We start from the raw sequence: 18760 nt of genomic DNA on the forward strand, positions 1-18760 counted from the left end.
CGCTCATCCAACTGACACATATTCCAGACGAACCGAAAGTCACCTGCTCGACCTGCGCAGCCTGCTGCTGCCAACTGGAAGTGATGCTCATCACCGACACAGGCGTGCCCGAGCGTTATATCGATACCGATGAATGGGGCGGCGAAGTCATGCTACGCCTGGATGACGGCTGGTGCGCGGCGCTGGATCGCAACACCATGCTGTGCACCATCTACGAAAAACGCCCGCTGATTTGCCGCGAATTCGAAGAAGGTTCTGAAGAGTGCCTGAGTGAACGGCTGGGGATTGCTACGGCTTATCTTTGAGTGCAACGGGTAGGAGCGAATTCATTCGCGAGACGGCATTACAAACGATAGATAGGTATCGAATGCACCGGCCTCTTCGCGAATCAATTCTCTCCCGCCTGGTCGTTCGCTATCAGAACGGCATCTTGTAATGCAGGGCGTAGCTTTCTATCCCGTCGTTCGGCTGTTTGATACCGGCGTTGGAATAGTGAGTGGCACGAATGCCGACTTCATGACCGCCTGCGAAACGCAGACCAAAGCCGATACGGTCTTCAAAGTTGAAGGCCGAGCCCAGCTTGTTGTCTTCGACCTGGGTGTTGGAGAACACCGAAACCCCGATCCCCGCCTCGATGTAAGGCTTCACGCTCTGGCCCGCGAACTCATAAACAAACACTGGCGAGAACGACAGGCTGTTGTTGCTGGAGCGTTTATCGCCATCCCAGTAGGTGTAGGCACCGTCCCAGTAGCCAGTCAGACGGCCTACATCGCTTTTCAACCAGCTTTTATCCCAATCAAACTGTACGCCCAGACGATAAGTCATGGTCGATTGGCTGGTATGGCCTACCGAAAACTCGACCCCATCGGCCAGTACCACTGAGCTTTGCCCTGCGAGAACAGCCGAAAAAACGGCCGCACATAAAAGTCGCTTCATAGAAACATCCATTTCATATGGTAGTTATTGGAAAGTGCTGGAAACTTGGGAGACGCAGTATAGAAAGCAGCAGCAAGGCGTTGGTTCAGCCCCCAAAAAGCTTTTTCACGATTTTTTTACAAACCTAAGCTTCGCACACTGCCAGCGCTTTGCCATAGGGCGGGAAGAATTTTTTTGAAATCATTTGGATTGCCACTCGTCCAGTAGGAAGTTTCGCACACAGGACCGGTGGACAACAGATCGGATTGGGCCAGCAAACGCTGAAGTTGACGCGCCACAGCCGCGCCGGTATCGATCAGGCTGATGGAATCAGGAATCATCTGACGCAGCAGCGGCTTGATAAACGGATAGTGAGTACAGCCCAGAATGATGGTGTCACAGCCTTCAAGCAGCAAGGGCTCGACATAGCTCCAGAGCAACTGACGGATAGCCGGGCTGAGCAGATCGCCGGTTTCGATCAGCTCCACCAGCCCCGGACAAGGCTGGGTAATCACTCGTACATCGCTGGCGAAGCGGTCGAGCAAAGCGGCGAATTTGGCGCTCTGCAGGGTGCCGGTTGTGGCCAGAACCCCCACCACTCCGCTGCGAGTTGCGGCAGCGGCCGGCTTGACCGCAGGCTCCATGCCGACAATAGGCCAGTCGGGGTAACGCTGACGTATCTGCGCGACACCTGCCACAGTCGCGGTGTTGCAGGCCAGCACCAGCGCCTTGGCCCCTTGCTCGCGAAGAAAACCGGCAATCGCAAGACAGCGCTGAATAATGAATTCCGGGGTCTTTTCGCCGTAGGGAATATTCCCGCCATCGGCGACATACAGCAGAGATTCGTTGGGCAGCAACTGGCGGATTTCGGTGAGAACCGACAGCCCGCCGACACCGGAATCGAAGACACCCACCGGCGCATTACGGCTGTATGAGGCTGGAGTGTCGATCATTGAGCAGCACCGCATACACTGCAGGCCGGGTCGCGTTTGACTTTCAACTCCCGGAAACGGGTGCTCAAGGCGTCGATCAGCAACAGGCGCCCTACCAGCGGCTCGCCAAACCCCGCCAGCAGCTTCAAGGCCTCAAGGGCCTGCAGGCTGCCCACCAACCCCACCAGAGGGCCGATGACGCCAGCCTCGCTGCACGTCAGTTCGGCTTCGCTGCCGTGACCGTACAGGCAGTGATAACAAGGACTCTCGGCACGGCGCGGGTCGAATACCGACAACTGCCCTTCAAGGCGGATCGCCGCGCCGCTGACCAGAGGCTTGCCGACGGCCACGCAGGCGGCATTCACAGCCTCACGGGTCGAGAAGTTGTCCGAACAATCGAGCACCAGATCCACGCCTTGCACGGCGGCACTCAGGGAATCGGCATCCAGCACGGTACGATGGGCGACCAGTGTCACCTCGGGATTGATCGCCGTCAGGCGGGCCATGGCGGAGTCCACCTTGGCCTGACCGATGCTCTGGCTGTCATGAATGACCTGACGCTGCAGGTTGGTGAGGTCAACGCTGTCGAAATCGGCCAGATGCAGCTCACCAACCCCCGCGGCAGCGAGATACAGCGCCACCGGAGAACCCAGGCCGCCCAGACCGACGATCAGCGCACGGCTGCTCTTGAGCCGTATCTGTCCCTCGATATCGACATGTTGCAGCAGAATCTGCCGACTGTAGCGCAGCAGTTCCTGATCGGTCAGCACAGCAGACATCCAAAGGTGATGCGCTCGTGCTCGCCCAGATCGCGTCGGGTCTGCACCCGGTCGAAACCGTTGGCGGTGAGCAGGTTGCGTACCGCGGATCCCTGATCATAGCCATGCTCAAGCAGCAACCAGCCGCCACTGCGCAGATACGCCGGCGCCTGCTGGACAATGGCTCGCAAGTCATCCAGACCATCGGCACCCGCGACCAGTGCGCTGCTCGGCTCGAACCGGACATCACCGGCGGCCAGATGCGGATCGGCAGCGGCGATATAAGGCGGATTGCTGATGATCAGGTCGAACTGCCGGTTCTGTTCCAGCGCACTGAACCAATGGCTGTTGAGCACTACGGCGTTGTCCAGTTGCAGGCGCTGGCGGTTGCGTTCGGCCAGGGCCACGGCTTCGAGCACACGATCAACGGCCGTCACCTTCCACAGATGACGCTCGTTGGCCAGCGCCAGGGCAATCGCCCCGCTGCCGGTGCCCAGATCCAGAACCTGAGCCGGTGCGAACGCCGGTATCAGTTCCAGCGCCGCCTCGACCAGCATCTCGGTCTCGGGACGAGGAATCAGTGTGTGCGGCGCGACTTCAAGATCGAGCTTCCAGAAACCCTGCTGGCCCAGGATATAGGCCACGGGCTCACCGGTACGCCTGCGTTGCAGGTAACCCGCGAATGTCAGCGCCGCCTCGCTGCTGACAATGCGCTCGGGCCAGGTATGCAGGAAGCTGCGCGGCTTGCCCAGGGCAGCGGCCAGCAGCAACTCGGCGTCCAGGCGCGCGGTTGGTGAGTCTGGAAGTTCAGCGCTTCTTAACAAGCTGGCGATGATGGTCATTTACTCACCCAGTGCCGCAAGTTGATCGGCCTGATATTCAGCGAGTAGCGGCTCTATCACTGCATCGACGCCACCGGCCAGAACTTCGTCCAGCGAATACAACGTCAGATTGACACGGTGATCCGTCACTCGCCCTTGAGGGAAGTTATAGGTGCGAATACGCTCCGAACGATCACCGGACCCCACCAGCAGCTTGCGCTCGCTGGCGATGGCATTGGCAGCGGCACTGGTCTGCTGATCATTCAGTTTGGCAGACAACCAGGACATTGCCCGGGCTCTGTTCTTGTGTTGCGAACGTTCTTCCTGGCACTCGACGACAATACCCGTTGGCAAGTGGGTAATGCGGATGGCCGAATCGGTCTTGTTGACATGCTGACCACCGGCACCAGACGCACGATAGGTGTCGACGCGCAGGTCTGCCGGATTGATTTCGATTGCCTGCTGCTCGTCAGGCTCGGGCAGCACCGCCACGGTGCAGGCCGAGGTATGGATACGACCTTGCGACTCGGTCTCTGGCACACGCTGCACGCGGTGGGCGCCGGACTCGAACTTCAGCTTGCCGTAGACGTTTTCACCTTCGACACGGGCGATGACTTCTTTATAGCCGCCATGCTCGCCTTCGTTTTCCGAAAGGATTTCCACACGCCAGCCACGACGCTCGGCATAGCGCGAGTACATGCGGAACAGGTCGCCGGAGAAAATCGCCGCCTCGTCACCACCGGTGCCGGCACGAATCTCCAGAAACACGTTACGGCCATCGTTGGGGTCCTTGGGCAGCAACATGCGTTGCAGTTGCGCCTCCAGATCCGCCAGTTGCTGCTTGCCTTCACGGACTTCCTCGACCGCCATTTCCCGCATGTCCGGATCGCTGTCCTTGAGCAGCGCCTGGGCACCGTCCAGATCGGCCAGAATCTTGATGCGCTGCCTGTAAGCCTCGATGACCGGCTCTACTTCGGCGTACTCACGGGAATAGGCGCGAAATCTGGTCTGGTCGCTGATAACTTCCGCATCGCCAAGCAGCGCGGTCAATTCTTCAAAACGGTCGCTGAGCACATCCAGCTTATTGAGCAGTGAAGCTTTCATTGCGAAGGTTTATCCGTCGAGCCCTCACCGAGGGCAAAAAGTTCCTGAGCCATGGCCAGCGCATCGACGCGGCCCTCGGCAGACAGCTTTTTAAGCTGAACGCTGGGAGCGTGCAGCAGTTTGTTGGTCAGGCCACGGGCCAGTTGAATCAAGACCTCTTCGGCATTGCTGCCGTTGGCCAGCATGCGCTGCGCCTTGCTCAGCTCTTCGTCGCGCAGCCGCTCGCTTTGCTGACGATAGGCACGCAATACATCCACTGCCGCCAGCTCGCGCAAGCGGGACATGAAATCTTCGGCGCCGATATTGACCAGTTGTTCGGCTGCCAGGGCCGCACCCTGGCGGCTCTTGAGGTTTTCGGCGACCACTTCATGCAGATCGTCGACGCTATAGAGGTAAACGTCGTCCAGTTCGCCGACTTCAGGCTCGATATCGCGGGGAACAGCGATATCCACCATGAAAATCGGCTTGTGCTTGCGCAGCTTCAAGGCGCTTTCCACCGCGCCCTTGCCCAGAATCGGCAACTGGCTGGCGGTGGAACTGATCACGATATCGCTGTTCACCAGTTCTGCCGGAATATCCGAAAGCAGTACCGCATGGGCCCCGAACTCGGCAGCCAGGATACTGGCACGCTCCAGGGTCCGGTTGGCGACCACGATACGCTTGACGCCCAGGTCGCGCAGGTGCCGGGCAACCAGCGTGATGGTTTCGCCCGCGCCGATCAACAGCGCCTGGCTGCGCTGCAGATCGCTGAAAATCTGTTTCGCCAGGCTGACGGCGGCAAACGCCACCGATACCGGGTTTTCGCCAATGGCCGTGTCGGTGCGCACCTGCTTGGCGGCACTGAAGGTCGCCTGAAACAGACGCCCGAGCAGCGGACCAACGGTTCCGGCCTCTCGGGCCACGGCATAGGCGGATTTCATCTGCCCGAGGATCTGCGGCTCTCCGAGTACCAGAGAGTCCAGACCCGAAGCCACGCGCATCATATGACGCACGGCAGCATCGTCTTCATGGATATAGGCGCTGGCGCGCAGTTCATCGAGGCTCAGGTGGTGATAGTCCGCCAGCCACGCCAGAATGCTGTCAGCTGCGAGCTGGTCGTGCTCTATATACAGCTCGCTACGGTTACACGTCGAGAGAATCGCGGCTTCGCGACTGCTGGTAAGACGGCAAAGCTGCTGCAAGGCCTCGACCAGCTGTTCTGGCGTAAATGCCACGCGCTCGCGAACGTCTACCGAGGCAGTCTTATGGTTAATACCAAGTGCAAGGAAGGCCATTCAGGGTCGCTGGTGGTGACGTGAAGCCAGCAATTGTCCTACTTCGATAAGCTCAGAACAACCACTGCATATTATTGTCCCACTAGAATCGCTCGTCGCAGGCCCCTTTCGAGGTCGGCGACGCCGCCAGAATCGCTGTTGCAGTAGTTTTTCCACCGGTGGTGGGTTTTGCCGACAGCCTTGTGTCATGATGCTCCAAACCGCAGGTAAGCCGCCTTTCTCATATATGACTAGATCCTCCGCGTTGTTCCTCGCCCTTGTCTTTCTCGGCGGTTGCCAGTCCATGGCCCCCGTCTCACAGCAACCTGTGACTGCACAGAAAGACACACCTCCCGCGCCTGAAACAAAGCCGCTGGTCTATGGCTCGTTCACTCAGGACACCCTGGTCAGCCTGCTCAGTGCCGAACTGGCAGGCCAGCGCAATCGTTTCGACATTGCACTCGACAATTACGTCACCCAGGCGGTCAAGACCCAGGACCCGGGCGTTTCCGAACGGGCCTATCGCATCGCCGAGTATCTGGGGGCCGATCAGGCCGCTCTGGATACCGCCATGATCTGGGCACGCAACGACCCGACCAACCTGGAAGCGCAAAGAGCCGCCGCGATTCAACTGGCACGCTCCGGGCGCTATGACGATTCCATGATGTACATGGAGAAGGTCTTGCAGGGTCAGGGCGATACGCATTTCGACTTCCTCGCGCTCTCCGCCGCGGAGACCGACACCGATACCCGCAACGGTCTGCTCAAGAGTTTCGACCGGCTGCTGGGCAAATACCCGAACAATGGCCAGCTGATTTTCGGCAAGGCGCTGCTGCTTCAGCAGAACGGCGACTCCGAGCGTTCCCTGCGCCTGCTTGAAGACAATCCGCCCAAGGACGGCGAAATCGCGCCGATCCTGCTGCGTACCCGCCTGTTGCAAGGCATGGGGCGTGGCAAGGAAGCGCTGCCGATCCTGGAAAAAAGCCTCAAGAAATACCCGGAAGACAAACGTCTGCGCCTGACCTACGCCCGCATGCTGGTCGAACAGAACCGCATGGAAGACGCCAAGGTGCAGTTCTCCAGCCTTCTGCAGCAATATCCGGATGACGACGAGCTGCGTTTCTCCCTGGCACTGGTCTGCCTGGAAGCCAAGGCCTGGGACGAGGCTGCCGGCTATCTGGAAGAACTGGTGGAGCGAGGCGCGCATGTCGACTCCGCGCACCTGAATCTGGGCCGCATCCACGAAGAGCGCGACGATCCGCAAAGCGCCCTTGCCGAATACGCACAGGTCGGGCCGGGCAGTGACTTCCTGTCCGCCCAGCTTCGCCAGAGCGATATTTTGATGAGCAACGGCAATGCTGCCGAAGCCTCCAAACGCCTCGCCGAAGCCCGCGATGCGCAACCGGACTACGCGATCCAGCTGTACCTGATCGAAGCCGAAACCCTGACCAGCAACAATCAGCCCGAGCGTGGCTGGCAAGTGCTGAATCAGGCGCTCAAGCAGTATCCGGACGATGTGAACCTGCTCTATACACGCGCCATGCTGGCTGAAAAACGCAACGATCTGGCGCAGATGGAAAAGGACCTGCGGGCAATCATCAAGCGCGAACCGGAAAACGCCATGGCCTTGAATGCCCTGGGTTATACCCTTTCGGACCGTACGACCCGCTACGCCGAGGCCAGGGAACTGATCGAAAAGGCCCACAGCCTGACCCCGGACGATCCGGCCGTGCTCGACAGCCTGGGCTGGGTCAATTACCGCATGGGGAATCTGGACGAGGCCGAACGCCTGCTGCGCATGGCGCTTGAGCGCTTCCCCGACCACGAAGTCGCCGCTCACCTGGGCGAAGTGCTCTGGGCCAAGGGCGAGCAGCGTGAAGCCCGTAAAGTCTGGGCCAAAGCTCTGGAACAGCAACCTGACAGCCCTATTCTGCGTAGTACCTTGCTGCGCCTGACCGGATCAGAGAATCTTTGACGTTATGTTTTTGCGCCATGTAATCGTATTCAGCCTTATTGCCCTGCTCGCCGGCTGTGCCGGCCTGACCTCCCGCGAAGCCCTGCAAGGCAAGGGCGACCCCGCGCAGTGGCGCGAACACAAGCAACAACTGAGCAGCCTCGACGGCTGGCAGATCAACGGCAAGGTCGGCATTCGTGCGCCCAGGGACTCCGGCAGCGGGACCCTGTTCTGGCTGCAACGCCAGGACTATTACGACATTCGCCTTTCCGGCCCTCTGGGACGCGGTGCGGCACGCCTGACCGGTCGTCCCGGCGGCGTGACCCTTGAAGTGGCCAATCAGGGGCGCTATGAAGCGAGCAGCCCGGAAACCCTGTTGCAGGACCAGTTGGGCTGGAAACTTCCGGTTTCGCACCTCGTCTGGTGGGTGCGCGGCCTGCCCGCTCCCGACAGCAAGAGCCGCCTGACCCTGGATGACGACAGCCGTCTGGCCAACCTCGAACAGGATGGCTGGCAGGTGGAATACCTCAGTTATGCCGAGCAGAACGGTTACTGGCTGCCTGAACGCATCAAGCTGCACGGGCAGGACCTGGACGTCACGCTGGTCATCAAGGACTGGCAGCCCCGCAAGCTGGGGCAATAAGCATGAGTACGCCAAGCCTTACCCTGCCCGCTCCCGCCAAGCTGAACCTGATGCTGCACATTCTTGGCCGTCGCCCTGACGGCTATCACCAGCTGGAAACCATCTTTCAGTTTCTCGACTACGGCGACGAACTCGGTTTCGCCGTTCGCGAGGACGGTGAAATACGTCTGCAGACGGATGTTCCCGGCGTCCCCCACGACAGCAATCTGATCGTCAGGGCTGCCAGGGCACTGCAGAAACAATCCGGCTGCAAGCTGGGCATGGATATCTGGCTGGAAAAACGTCTGCCCATGGGCGGTGGCATCGGTGGCGGCAGTTCCGATGCGGCAACCACCCTGCTTGGCCTGAACCATCTCTGGAATCTTGGCTGGGACGAAGATCGCCTGGCGGCTCTGGGCCTGACCCTGGGGGCCGACGTCCCGGTTTTCGTGCGTGGACGCGCTGCATTTGCGGAGGGTGTAGGAGAAATTCTCACCCCTATAAACCCCGAAGAACCGTGGTATCTGGTACTTGTGCCGCAAGTATCTGTAAGTACAGCAGAAATTTTTTCAGATCCACTGTTGACACGTGACACTCCTCCCATTAAAGTGCGCCCCGTTCCCAAGGGAAACAGTCAAAACGACTGTAGAGCGGTTGTAGAGAAGCGTTATCCAGATGTACGTAACGCTTTGAATTTGCTAGGTAATTTTACCGAAGCAAAATTAACCGGAACTGGAAGTTGTGTGTTTGGGGCCTTCCCAAACGAAGCTGAAGCTGATAAAGTCTCGGCCCTTCTTACAGAGACCCTTACAGGGTTCGTAGCGAAAGGAAGCAACATATCAATGTTGCATCGCAAGCTACAGATTCTGTGAAAAAGGAATCGAGTGCACGGCACTCGGATTGATTCAATACAGGGGCGTCGCCAAGCGGTAAGGCAGCAGGTTTTGATCCTGCCATGCGTTGGTTCGAATCCAGCCGCCCCTGCCATTTTCTATACTCATCCAGGTATACCCTCAGCCTCCAGGTACTGCGCGTGTCCAAGATGATGGTCTTTACGGGGAACGCTAACCCCGATCTGGCTCGGCGTGTAGTACGTCAGCTGCATATCCCACTCGGTGATGTCTCTGTCGGTAAGTTCTCCGACGGTGAAATCAGCACTGAGATCAATGAAAACGTCCGCGGTAAAGATGTCTTCATTATTCAGCCGACTTGCGCTCCGACCAACGATAACCTGATGGAACTCGTCGTGATGGCTGATGCCTTCCGCCGCTCCTCAGCGTCCCGAATCACTGCTGTGATTCCTTACTTTGGTTATGCCCGTCAGGATCGCCGTCCGCGCTCCGCACGTGTTGCCATCAGCGCGAAAGTCGTTGCTGACATGCTGACCGTGGTGGGTATCGACCGTGTTCTCACGGTTGATCTTCATGCTGACCAGATTCAAGGTTTCTTCGATATTCCTGTAGATAACATCTACGGCTCCCCTGTTCTGGTGGATGACATCGAAGATCAGCGCTTTGAAAACCTGATGATCGTTTCCCCGGATATCGGCGGTGTCGTGCGTGCACGTGCCGTTGCAAAATCCCTGGGCGTCGATCTCGGGATCATCGACAAACGCCGCGAGAAAGCCAATCACTCCGAAGTGATGCATATCATCGGTGATGTCGAAGGGCGTACCTGTATTCTAGTCGACGACATGGTCGATACCGCCGGTACTCTGTGCCACGCGGCCAAGGCCCTGAAAGAGCATGGCGCTGCCAAGGTCTTTGCCTACTGCACACACCCTGTGCTGTCGGGTCGGGCGATCGAGAACATTGAAAATTCCGTGCTGGACGAACTGGTGGTGAGTAACACCATCCCGTTGTCCGCTGCTGCACAAGCCTGTAGCCGTATCCGTCAACTGGATATCGCACCGGTAGTCGCTGAGGCGGTCCGCCGTATCAGCAACGAAGAATCGATCAGCGCGATGTTCCGCTAAGGGTTTTCCCTGGCGTTCATCTCGTCGACGAAAAGCGCCCCGCCCTGGCATCCGGTCAGGGCGGGGCTTTTTTGCCCATATCGCATTGGCGCTGGTCGCAAACGCCAAAGCGAGTGTGGTTATTTTGGAGAAACAAAATGAATGATTTCACTCTGAATGCTGAACTGCGTTCCGACCTGGGGAAAGGTGCGAGCCGCCGCCTGCGTCGTCTCGCAAGCCTGGTTCCAGCTGTTGTCTACGGTGCTGACAAAGCCCCTGAGTCCATCAGCATGCTGGCCAAGGAAATCGCCAAACTGCTGGAAAACGAAGCTGCTTTCAGCCACGTTATCGAGCTGAATGTCGGCGGCAAGAAGCAGAACGTCCTGATCAAGGCACTGCAGCGTCACCCAGCCAAAGGTCACGTCCTGCACGCTGACTTCGTACGCGTTGTTGCCGGCCAGAAACTGACCGCCATCGTTCCGGTTCACTTCATCAACGAAGAAGCTCCGGTCAAGAAAGGCGGCGAGATCTCGCACACCACTACCGAGCTGGAAGTTTCCTGCCTGCCTAAAGATCTGCCTGAGTTCATCGAAGTCGATCTGGGCGCTCTGGAAATCGGTTCCAACGTTCACCTGTCCGACCTCAAGGCGCCAAAAGGCGTTGAGTTCGTCGCACTGGCGCACGGCACCGACCTGGCTATCGCCAACGTCCACGCTCCACGCGTAGCTGCAGAAGACACCAAAGAAGAAGGCGCTGCCGAGTAATTCATTACTTGGTAACGTCGGAGTTGCTCAGGAAACATCGCGAGCGATAGCAGGCAAAGCGGGCGAGATCGCGGAGTTTACATCATGGTAAATGAGCACTTTTCGTCCACAGTTGCCGCTTTCGCAAGCGGTGTTATCCACAACTCCAAGGAAGAGCCCCTGTCGTGACCGCCATAAAACTGATCGTTGGCCTGGGAAACCCTGGCACTGAATACGAACAGACCCGGCATAACGCAGGGGCTCTTTTCGTTGAACGTATTGCTGCGGCGCAACGAGTCAACCTCGTTCCCGAGCGCAAATTCTTCGGCCTGACCGGACGCTTCACGCATCAGGGTCAGGATGTTCGTCTGCTGATTCCTACTACCTACATGAACCGCAGCGGTCAGGCTGTAGCGGCACTCGCCGGCTTCTACCGCATATCGGTCGACTCCATTCTGGTAGCGCATGACGAACTCGACCTGCCTCCCGGCGTTGCCAAACTGAAAGTTGGCGGCGGGCATGGTGGTCACAACGGCCTGCGCGACATCATCGCGCAGCTCGGTAACCAGAACACGTTCCATCGCTTGCGGCTTGGCATCGGCCACCCAGGCGATGCCAGCAAGGTGTCGGGTTTTGTCCTGGGTCGTGCGCCACGCGCCGAACAGGAAAAACTGGATGCCAGTATCGACTTTGCCCTCGGCGTGCTGCCGGATATCTTCGCCGGTGAATGGAACCGGGCGATGAAAAACCTGCACAGCCAGAAGGCCTGACATCACTCGAGGGGAAACACCATGGGATTCAACTGCGGAATCGTCGGCCTGCCTAACGTCGGCAAGTCCACCCTGTTCAACGCCCTGACCAAATCCGGCATTGCGGCAGAGAACTTTCCCTTCTGCACCATCGAGCCGAACAGCGGCATCGTGGCCATGCCCGACCCGCGTCTGGCGGCGCTGGCAGCCATCGTCAATCCCAAGCGCATCTTGCCGACTACCATGGAGTTCGTCGACATTGCCGGTCTGGTTGCCGGTGCCTCGAAAGGTGAAGGCCTGGGCAACAAGTTCCTGGCCAACATCCGCGAAACCGACGCCATTGCTCATGTGGTGCGCTGCTTTGAAGACGAGAACGTGATCCACGTTTCCAACAGCGTCGATCCGAAGCGCGACATCGAAATCATCGACCTGGAACTGATCTTCGCCGACCTCGAAAGCTGCGAAAAACAACTGCAGAAAGTCGCTCGCAACGCCAAGGGCGGCGACAAGGATGCAGTGATCCAGAAAGGCCTGCTCGAGCAACTGATCGCCCACTTCACCGAAGGCAAGCCAGCGCGCAGCCTGATGAAGAACATGAGCGTCGAGGAAAAATCGGTCATCCGCGGCTTCCACCTGCTGACCACCAAACCGGTCATGTACATCGCCAACGTTGCCGAAGACGGCTTCGAGAACAACCCGCTGCTGGACGTGGTCCGCGCCATCGCCGACGAAGAAGGCGCAATGCTGGTGCCAGTCTGCAACAAGATCGAAGCGGAAATCGCCGAGCTGGATGACGGCGAAGAAAAGGACATGTTCCTCGAAGCCCTAGGCCTTGAAGAACCCGGCCTGAACCGCGTGATCCGCGCTGGCTACGAAATGCTGCACCTGCAGACCTACTTCACCGCCGGTGTCGAAGAAGTCCGCGCCTGGACCGTCCGCGTCGGTGCCACCGCACCACAGGCTGCAGGCGTGATCCACACCGACTTCGAAAAAGGCTTCATCCGCGCCGAAGTCATCGCCTACGAAGACTTCATCCAGTTCAAGGGCGAAGCCGGTGCCAAGGAAGCCGGTAAATGGCGTCTGGAAGGCAAGGAATACATCGTCAAGGATGGCGACGTGATGCACTTCCGCTTCAACGTCTGATGCCTGCCGTGGCTTGCCACGGACACAGCTGAATCTCAAAGCCCCCGTAATCGCCTGGCGATTCGGGGGTTTTGTGTTTTTACACCCATCGATGCCCCTGACTTGAGTTTCTATCAGATCTTTTTGCTGAAACTCGAAAGGATTGACAGACCCGTTACAGTAGATGAGCTGGTGGAAGCATGGACCCTTCCTAAAACGCTGATCAATAACTGGCTTAAACAATCTATAGAAGAGGGAAAGGTGAAAAAGCTGAACAAACCTGCACGTTACCAGTTTTCGCCCATCAATCAGTTGGGACTGAGGCTGCACACCTGATTACGCGCCCTCCCCAACGACGCAATACAAGGCGAGACAAACAAGTTGCCGCGATAAGCTCCGGCCCATGTTCTGAAAGCCACGATCAGCCACATCACCGCCAGCAGCAGAACCAGCACGACGCCCATCACGTTGAAAAACATCAGATCCAGTGTCGCTCCCAGTTTCAGGGTCGTGGCTGCGTATATGCCCAACGGAAAGATGAATCCCCACCAGCCCAGATTGAACGGAATACCGGTCTTGAGGTAACGCAGGGTGATCAACAACGCGAGAATCATCCACCACAAACCCAGCCCCCAGAACAGAATGCCGACAATCAGGCCAAGGCCTTTGGCAACATCGCCGATGCCTGCCAGCCCATTGGCCGCAAAGATGGCCGGCGCGTCGGCGCCCAGCACCAGCATGCCCAGGGCACCGGTTCCGATCGGGCCAAGGGACAACCAGCTCGATGCGGCCATGCTTTCGTGAGGCAGCTTGTGCAAGGCCATGCGCAACAGCAGGATCACCAGAATGCTCAAGGCCACCGGCACCGAATACGCCCACAACACATAACTGGTGATGAGCACAGTGAACTGCGCGCTGGCATCTGCCAGATGAGGAGCCAGCAGGCCGCCACAGCTGGCGGCGACTTCGGCTGCCACGACGGGCAAGAGCCATACCGCGGTCATCTGGTCGATGCTGTGCTGCTGGCGGGTAAACATCATGAAAGGGATCAGCACCCCGCAAACCAGCGCCATCGCAACGTCGATCCACCACAGGACCTCGGCCAGACCAATCACCGAAGCGCCCCAGCGTGGTACACCGTACAGGAGCAATCCATTGATGATCGTGGCCAGGCCCATGGGAATCGTCCCGAAGAACATCGAGACAGTGGAGTGACCGAAAATCTGTTTGGCCTCATCGAAAAACAGCACCCAGCGGCTCGCATACATCACGCTGAACAACACGAACAATCCAATGTTGAAAAGCCAGAGAGCCTCGCCCAAAGACTTGAGCAGTGGCGCGGTAAAAGGCAGTTGGCCCAGCAGCAGGGCCAGAATGCCGGTGCCCATGGTGACGGCGAACCAGTTGGGAGTGAATTGGCGGATGGCTTCCCGAGGGCTCGAAAGAGCGGCCAATGGACGACCGCGTCCGATGATCGCTGCTGGCCTGATTTCGCTCATGTTGATGTTCCTGCCTGCTGACATGAATCGAGTCTAGGGAAAGCAGAACAATTATAAAAATGGGTAATATAGGTTTCTCTTACCCATTTTTCAGGTAGATAGAGTGAAGCTGAGCCTTCGTCAGTTACAGATTTTCTGCGCCATCAGTCAGCATGGCAGTACCACCAGTGCCGCAGTGGCGGTATCGCTGTCGCAATCGGCCACCAGCGCGGCACTGAATGAGCTGGAAAGCGCTCTTGAAACCCGTCTGTTCGATCGAGTGGGCAAGCGTCTGGTCCTCAACGACAACGGTCATGCCTTGCTGCCCCAGGCCAGAAAGATGCTCGAAAGCGCCCAACAGATCGAGGCTGGCTTCCAGTCCGGTAATGCGCAGATGAAAACGCGCCTGCGAGTAGGCTGCAGCACCACCATAGGCAACTATGTACTGCCGCTGATTCTGGGCGAACTGCGACAGTCGGCTCCTCTGTTGCAGATCGATGTCGAAATGGGCAACAGCATGGCCATCGCCAGAAAAGTCGCCGACTTTGAAATCGACATGGGCCTGACCGAAGGTCCCTGCCATCTCCCCGAACTCAGCGCCGAACCCTGGCTGGTGGATGAATTGCTGACGGTTGCCGGCAGCCAGCATCCACTGGCCAGGCAAGAGCACGTCACGCTGAGCGATCTGCAGGATGCCGAATGGCTGCTTCGCGAGCCAGGCTCGGGCACTCGTGAAGTCGTCGAGCAATTGCTGCTGAGGCATTTGCATGGCCTGTCCGATATCCGGCAGATCGGCAGCTCCGAAGCCATCAAGCACACACTGGCGCAAGGCATCGGTATCAGTTGTCTGTCGCGCTGGGTGGTTGCCGATCTGTTGGCTTCAGAGCAGTTGAAAGCTCTGAGTGGCGACATTCCACCCTTTACCCGGCGCTTTTTCATGATTCGTCATCGAGAGAAGTTCATCTCGGCGGGGCTTGAGCGCTTCTGGAACAGTTGCAGCCAGTTCGAGACAAACCGTTTGCAGGGAGTGAAATAGATGCAGCCATTGAGCGCACGCGAGGTTTATCAGCAACTGCGGGACACGGCTCAGGGTATTCACTCTCTGCAGATCGGCCAGCCGCTCGACTCAGGCCTGCAGCAAGTCACTATCGAAGGCTGGCACCTGACCTTCGATTTCAGCGACAGCCATCTGCACCATTGCCAACACTGTCAGGCCCCGGACGGCAGGGAATGGAGCCTGGAAACCCAGCGTTACGGCACGGATCCGGTCAGCCTGCTGAGTACCTGGGAACTGGCGCAGATCGAGCGATTGCTGCTTGAGGCCTGCGACAGCGATTTTTCCATGTAAAATGCCGCCTTGTACTATCGTCAGGTCAGCTTGTCCCTTACAGTCGCGACCTCCAGTTGGCGCGCCCAGTCTTGTCAGAATCCAAGGTAAAAACTCTCGTGAAGATCTTAGTAACAGGTGGTGCAGGCTTCATTGGTTCGGCGGTCATTCGCCACATCATCGCCAACACGACCGATGCTGTAGTCAATGTCGACAAGCTGACCTACGCCGGTAATCTCGAATCCCTCCAGTCGGCGGACCAGAGCGAGCGTTATGCTTTCGAGCATGTGGATATCTGCAACCGTGAAGAGATTGACCGGGTCTTTCGCGACCACCAGCCCGATGCAGTGATGCACCTGGCTGCCGAGTCCCATGTCGACCGCTCCATCAGCGGACCTTCGGAGTTCATCCAGACCAACATCATCGGCACCTACACGTTGCTGGAAGCCGCGCGTGGCTACTGGAACGGACTGGACGACACGCGCAAGGCCGCGTTCCGCTTCCACCACATTTCCACCGATGAAGTGTACGGCGACCTCGAAGGGCCGGAAGACCTATTCACCGAAACCACGCCTTATCAGCCAAGCTCGCCGTACTCGGCCAGCAAGGCCAGTTCCGACCATCTGGTACGCGCCTGGAGCCGCACCTACGGCCTGCCGACCCTGGTCACCAACTGCTCGAACAACTACGGCCCCTGCCATTTCCCGGAAAAGCTGATCCCGCTGATCATTCTCAATGCGCTGGAAGGCAAGCCACTGCCTATCTACGGCAAGGGCAATCAGGTCCGTGACTGGCTTTACGTGGAAGATCACGCTCGCGCACTCTACAAGGTGGTGACCGAGGGCGAGATCGGCGAGACGTACAACATCGGCGGTCACAACGAGAAGCAGAACATCGAAGTGGTACACACCGTCTGCGCCCTGCTCGACCAGTTGCGTCCCGACTCGGCCTTCCGCCCGCATGCCGACCTGATCACTTATGTGCAGGACCGTCCCGGGCATGATCTACGCTATGCAATCGACGCCAGCAAGATTCAGCGTGAGCTGGGCTGGGTGCCCGAGGAAAGTTTCGAGTCCGGCATTCGCAAGACCGTGCAGTGGTACCTCGACAACCCTGAATGGGTCGCACATGTGAAAAGCGGTAGTTATCAACAATGGATCGATAAAAACTACGCATCGCGCACCGGGAAAGCATGAAAATACTTCTACTTGGGAAAAACGGTCAGGTCGGATGGGAGTTGCAGCGCTCGCTGGCAGTGCTTGGCGAAGTGATAGCGCTGGATAGACATCCCGCACAGACCACTTGCGGCGAGCTTGCTGGCGATCTGGCCGATCTGGCCGGTCTGCGGGACACGATTCGTCGTGTCCGGCCCCAGGTCATCGTCAATGCCGCGGCCTATACGGCAGTCGACAAGGCTGAAAGCGAGCGCGAAGCAGCACACCGGATCAATGCCCTGGCCAGCCAGGTCATGGCCGAAGAAGCCCGCCAGCTCGACGCCCTGCTGATTCATTACTCCACCGACTACGTGTTCGATGGCACAGGCACAACCGCCTGGAAAGAAACCGATGCGGTTTCGCCCGTCAATCATTACGGTGCAACCAAGCTCGAAGGCGAGAGGCTTATTGCTGAATCGGGCTGCAAACACCTGATCTTTCGCACCAGTTGGGTGTATGCGGCACGCGGCAACAATTTTGCCAAGACCATGCTGCGACTCGCCAAGGATCGTCCGACACTCAATGTCATCAGCGACCAGATCGGTGCCCCCACAGGCGCCGAGCTGCTGGCGGACGTAACGGCCGTTGCCCTGCAACAGACACTGGCGCGCCCGCAACTCGGCGGGATCTATCATCTGGCACCGGCAGGCGAAGTCTCATGGCATGCCTACGCGCAATATGTCATCGACTTTGCCCGGGCCAATGGCGAGCAACTGGCAGTAGAAGCCGTCAACCCCATCGGGACCGTCGACTATCCGACACCCGCGCAACGGCCTTTGAATTCGCGGCTGGATACAGCAAAACTGCGTAATGCCTTTTCCCTGCACTTGCCGGATTGGCAAAGTGGTGTAACCCGAATGCTCATGGAAACCCTGAATAAATGATCACGACGAACCGTAAAGGCATCATCCTGGCCGGAGGCTCGGGCACTCGTCTGCATCCGTTGACCCTTGGCGTTTCGAAGCAAATGCTGCCGATCTACGACAAGCCGATGATTTTCTATCCTCTGTCGGTACTGATGCTGGCAGGGATGCGTGAAATCCTGATTATCTCCACGCCAGACGACCTGCCCTCTTTCCGCAAGCTCCTGGGAGACGGCAGCCAGTACGGCATCGAACTCTCCTATGCAGAGCAACCCAGCCCCGATGGCCTGGCGCAGGCCTTCCTGATCGGTGAAGAGTTCATTGGCAAGGATCCATGCTGCCTGATCCTGGGCGACAACATTTTCTACGGCCAGCACTTCTCGGAAAAACTGCACGCCGCCACCCGCCAAAGCAGCGGTGCCACCGTATTCGGCTATCACGTTTCCGATCCCGAGCGCTTTGGCGTGGTGGAATTCGACGAGAGCGGTCGGGCGCTGAGCATTGAAGAGAAACCGGCCAATCCGAAATCCAGCTATGCCGTCACCGGGCTGTATTTCTACGATAACCAGGTTGTCGAGATCGCCAGGAACATCAAGCCTTCCGAGCGTGGCGAACTGGAAATCACCGACGTGAACAAGGCCTATCTGGAACAGAAAAGCCTGACGGTGGAAATTCTGGGCCGCGGTTTCGCCTGGCTGGACACCGGCACTCACGAATCGCTGCTGGAAGCGAGCCACTTCGTGCATACCATCGAACAGCGCCAGGGCTGGAAAGTGGCATGCCTTGAAGAAATCGCCTACTCCAATGGCTGGATCACCGCCCAACAATTGGGTGAACAGGCTGAAAAGCTGAAAAAGACCGGTTACGGCCAATACCTGCAAAAGATCCTGAAACTGGGCTCGTTCTGATCCGCAACGCTCCTCTGCCTTTGGCTACAGCACGTAGCTGAAG

General features: G+C 58.2%; 20 protein-coding genes and 1 tRNA gene. 14 read left to right on the forward strand and 7 right to left on the reverse strand.

From position 1 onward, the window contains the following. The first annotated feature begins 5 nt into the window (after positions 1-5). Positions 6-305, forward strand: coding sequence for a YkgJ family cysteine cluster protein (locus tag JSY17_RS17935; protein WP_404823378.1), 300 nt, complete (start codon positions 6-8; stop codon positions 303-305). A 112-nt stretch (positions 306-417) separates the two neighbouring features. On the opposite strand, the gene JSY17_RS17940 is transcribed toward JSY17_RS17935, so the two are convergent. The 6 genes from JSY17_RS17940 to hemA all read right to left on the reverse strand — a co-directional run bounded on the left by JSY17_RS17940 (position 418) and on the right by hemA (position 5804). After that, positions 418-936, reverse strand: a complete 519-nt coding sequence (locus tag JSY17_RS17940) for an acyloxyacyl hydrolase (RefSeq protein ID WP_206402580.1) — start codon at positions 934-936, stop codon at positions 418-420. Between the two features lie 116 nt (positions 937-1052). After that, positions 1053-1868 carry a glutamate racemase gene (gene murI, locus JSY17_RS17945; protein WP_117182255.1) on the reverse strand — a complete coding sequence of 272 codons (816 nt, stop codon included), beginning with the start codon at positions 1866-1868 and terminating at the stop codon, positions 1053-1055. Next, on the reverse strand, positions 1865-2617 hold the full coding sequence (locus tag JSY17_RS17950; RefSeq protein WP_206402605.1) for a molybdopterin-synthase adenylyltransferase MoeB: 753 nt from the start codon (positions 2615-2617) through the stop codon (positions 1865-1867). The genes murI and JSY17_RS17950 overlap by 4 nt, the downstream gene beginning before the upstream one ends. After that, positions 2611-3447, reverse strand: a complete 837-nt coding sequence (gene prmC / locus JSY17_RS17955) for a peptide chain release factor N(5)-glutamine methyltransferase (protein WP_117182254.1) — start codon at positions 3445-3447, stop codon at positions 2611-2613. The genes JSY17_RS17950 and prmC overlap by 7 nt, the downstream gene beginning before the upstream one ends. Beyond that, positions 3448-4530, reverse strand: a complete 1083-nt coding sequence (gene prfA, locus JSY17_RS17960; protein ID WP_117182252.1) for a peptide chain release factor 1 — start codon at positions 4528-4530, stop codon at positions 3448-3450. It lies immediately after the preceding gene. Continuing rightward, entirely contained in the window at positions 4527-5804 is a 1278-nt protein-coding gene (gene hemA, locus JSY17_RS17965; RefSeq protein WP_117166944.1) for a glutamyl-tRNA reductase, read from the reverse strand. The genes prfA and hemA overlap by 4 nt, the downstream gene beginning before the upstream one ends. A 226-nt stretch (positions 5805-6030) precedes the next feature. Between hemA and JSY17_RS17970 the strand changes: the two genes are divergently transcribed. From JSY17_RS17970 to ychF, 8 genes are all read left to right on the forward strand, one after another. Beyond that, positions 6031-7758, forward strand: coding sequence for a tetratricopeptide repeat protein (locus JSY17_RS17970; protein WP_162880418.1), 1728 nt, complete (start codon positions 6031-6033; stop codon positions 7756-7758). Positions 7759-7762: 4 nt separating this feature from the next. Continuing rightward, positions 7763-8380, forward strand: a complete 618-nt coding sequence (lolB, locus tag JSY17_RS17975; protein ID WP_117182251.1) for a lipoprotein insertase outer membrane protein LolB — start codon at positions 7763-7765, stop codon at positions 8378-8380. Between the two features lie 2 nt (positions 8381-8382). Next, positions 8383-9231, forward strand: a complete 849-nt coding sequence (gene ispE / locus JSY17_RS17980) for a 4-(cytidine 5'-diphospho)-2-C-methyl-D-erythritol kinase (protein WP_117166942.1) — start codon at positions 8383-8385, stop codon at positions 9229-9231. Between the two features lie 40 nt (positions 9232-9271). Next, positions 9272-9346: transfer RNA gene (locus tag JSY17_RS17985), tRNA-Gln, on the forward strand. Between the two features lie 46 nt (positions 9347-9392). Further along, entirely contained in the window at positions 9393-10334 is a 942-nt protein-coding gene (locus tag JSY17_RS17990; protein ID WP_025258597.1) for a ribose-phosphate pyrophosphokinase, read from the forward strand. Between the two features lie 137 nt (positions 10335-10471). Then, positions 10472-11077 (forward strand): 50S ribosomal protein L25/general stress protein Ctc, encoded by a 606-nt coding sequence (locus JSY17_RS17995; RefSeq protein ID WP_117166941.1) that lies wholly within the window; start codon positions 10472-10474, stop codon positions 11075-11077. A 164-nt stretch (positions 11078-11241) separates the two neighbouring features. Then, a complete protein-coding gene (pth, locus tag JSY17_RS18000) occupies positions 11242-11826 on the forward strand; it encodes an aminoacyl-tRNA hydrolase (protein ID WP_025258595.1) in 585 nt (194 codons plus the stop codon). A 21-nt stretch (positions 11827-11847) separates the two neighbouring features. Next, positions 11848-12948, forward strand: a complete 1101-nt coding sequence (gene ychF / locus JSY17_RS18005) for a redox-regulated ATPase YchF (RefSeq protein WP_025258594.1) — start codon at positions 11848-11850, stop codon at positions 12946-12948. Positions 12949-13235: 287 nt separating this feature from the next. Here the strand turns inward: ychF and JSY17_RS18010 are convergent, their stop codons facing one another. After that, on the reverse strand, positions 13236-14426 hold the full coding sequence (locus JSY17_RS18010; protein ID WP_206402581.1) for a TDT family transporter: 1191 nt from the start codon (positions 14424-14426) through the stop codon (positions 13236-13238). A gap of 103 nt (positions 14427-14529) precedes the next feature. Here JSY17_RS18010 and JSY17_RS18015 point away from each other — a divergent pair, with 103 nt between their 5' ends. From JSY17_RS18015 to rfbA, 5 genes are all read left to right on the forward strand, one after another. Further along, positions 14530-15441, forward strand: a complete 912-nt coding sequence (locus JSY17_RS18015; RefSeq protein WP_200980657.1) for a LysR family transcriptional regulator — start codon at positions 14530-14532, stop codon at positions 15439-15441. Then, positions 15442-15753, forward strand: coding sequence for a DUF7693 family protein (locus JSY17_RS18020; protein WP_206402582.1), 312 nt, complete (start codon positions 15442-15444; stop codon positions 15751-15753). It abuts the gene before it with no gap. A gap of 98 nt (positions 15754-15851) precedes the next feature. Beyond that, the gene (gene rfbB, locus JSY17_RS18025) at positions 15852-16928 is read left to right on the forward strand and encodes a dTDP-glucose 4,6-dehydratase (RefSeq protein WP_117166934.1); all 1077 of its coding nucleotides are present in this window, start codon (positions 15852-15854) and stop codon (positions 16926-16928) included. Next, positions 16925-17830, forward strand: a complete 906-nt coding sequence (rfbD, locus tag JSY17_RS18030; RefSeq protein WP_117166933.1) for a dTDP-4-dehydrorhamnose reductase — start codon at positions 16925-16927, stop codon at positions 17828-17830. Before rfbB ends, rfbD begins: the two co-directional genes overlap by 4 nt. Then, positions 17827-18717, forward strand: a complete 891-nt coding sequence (rfbA, locus tag JSY17_RS18035; protein ID WP_117182237.1) for a glucose-1-phosphate thymidylyltransferase RfbA — start codon at positions 17827-17829, stop codon at positions 18715-18717. Before rfbD ends, rfbA begins: the two co-directional genes overlap by 4 nt. The last annotated feature ends 43 nt before the right edge of the window (positions 18718-18760 follow it).

This window comes from Pseudomonas capsici, from assembly GCF_017165765.1.
Classification (GTDB): Bacteria; Pseudomonadota; Gammaproteobacteria; order Pseudomonadales; family Pseudomonadaceae; genus Aquipseudomonas; species Aquipseudomonas capsici.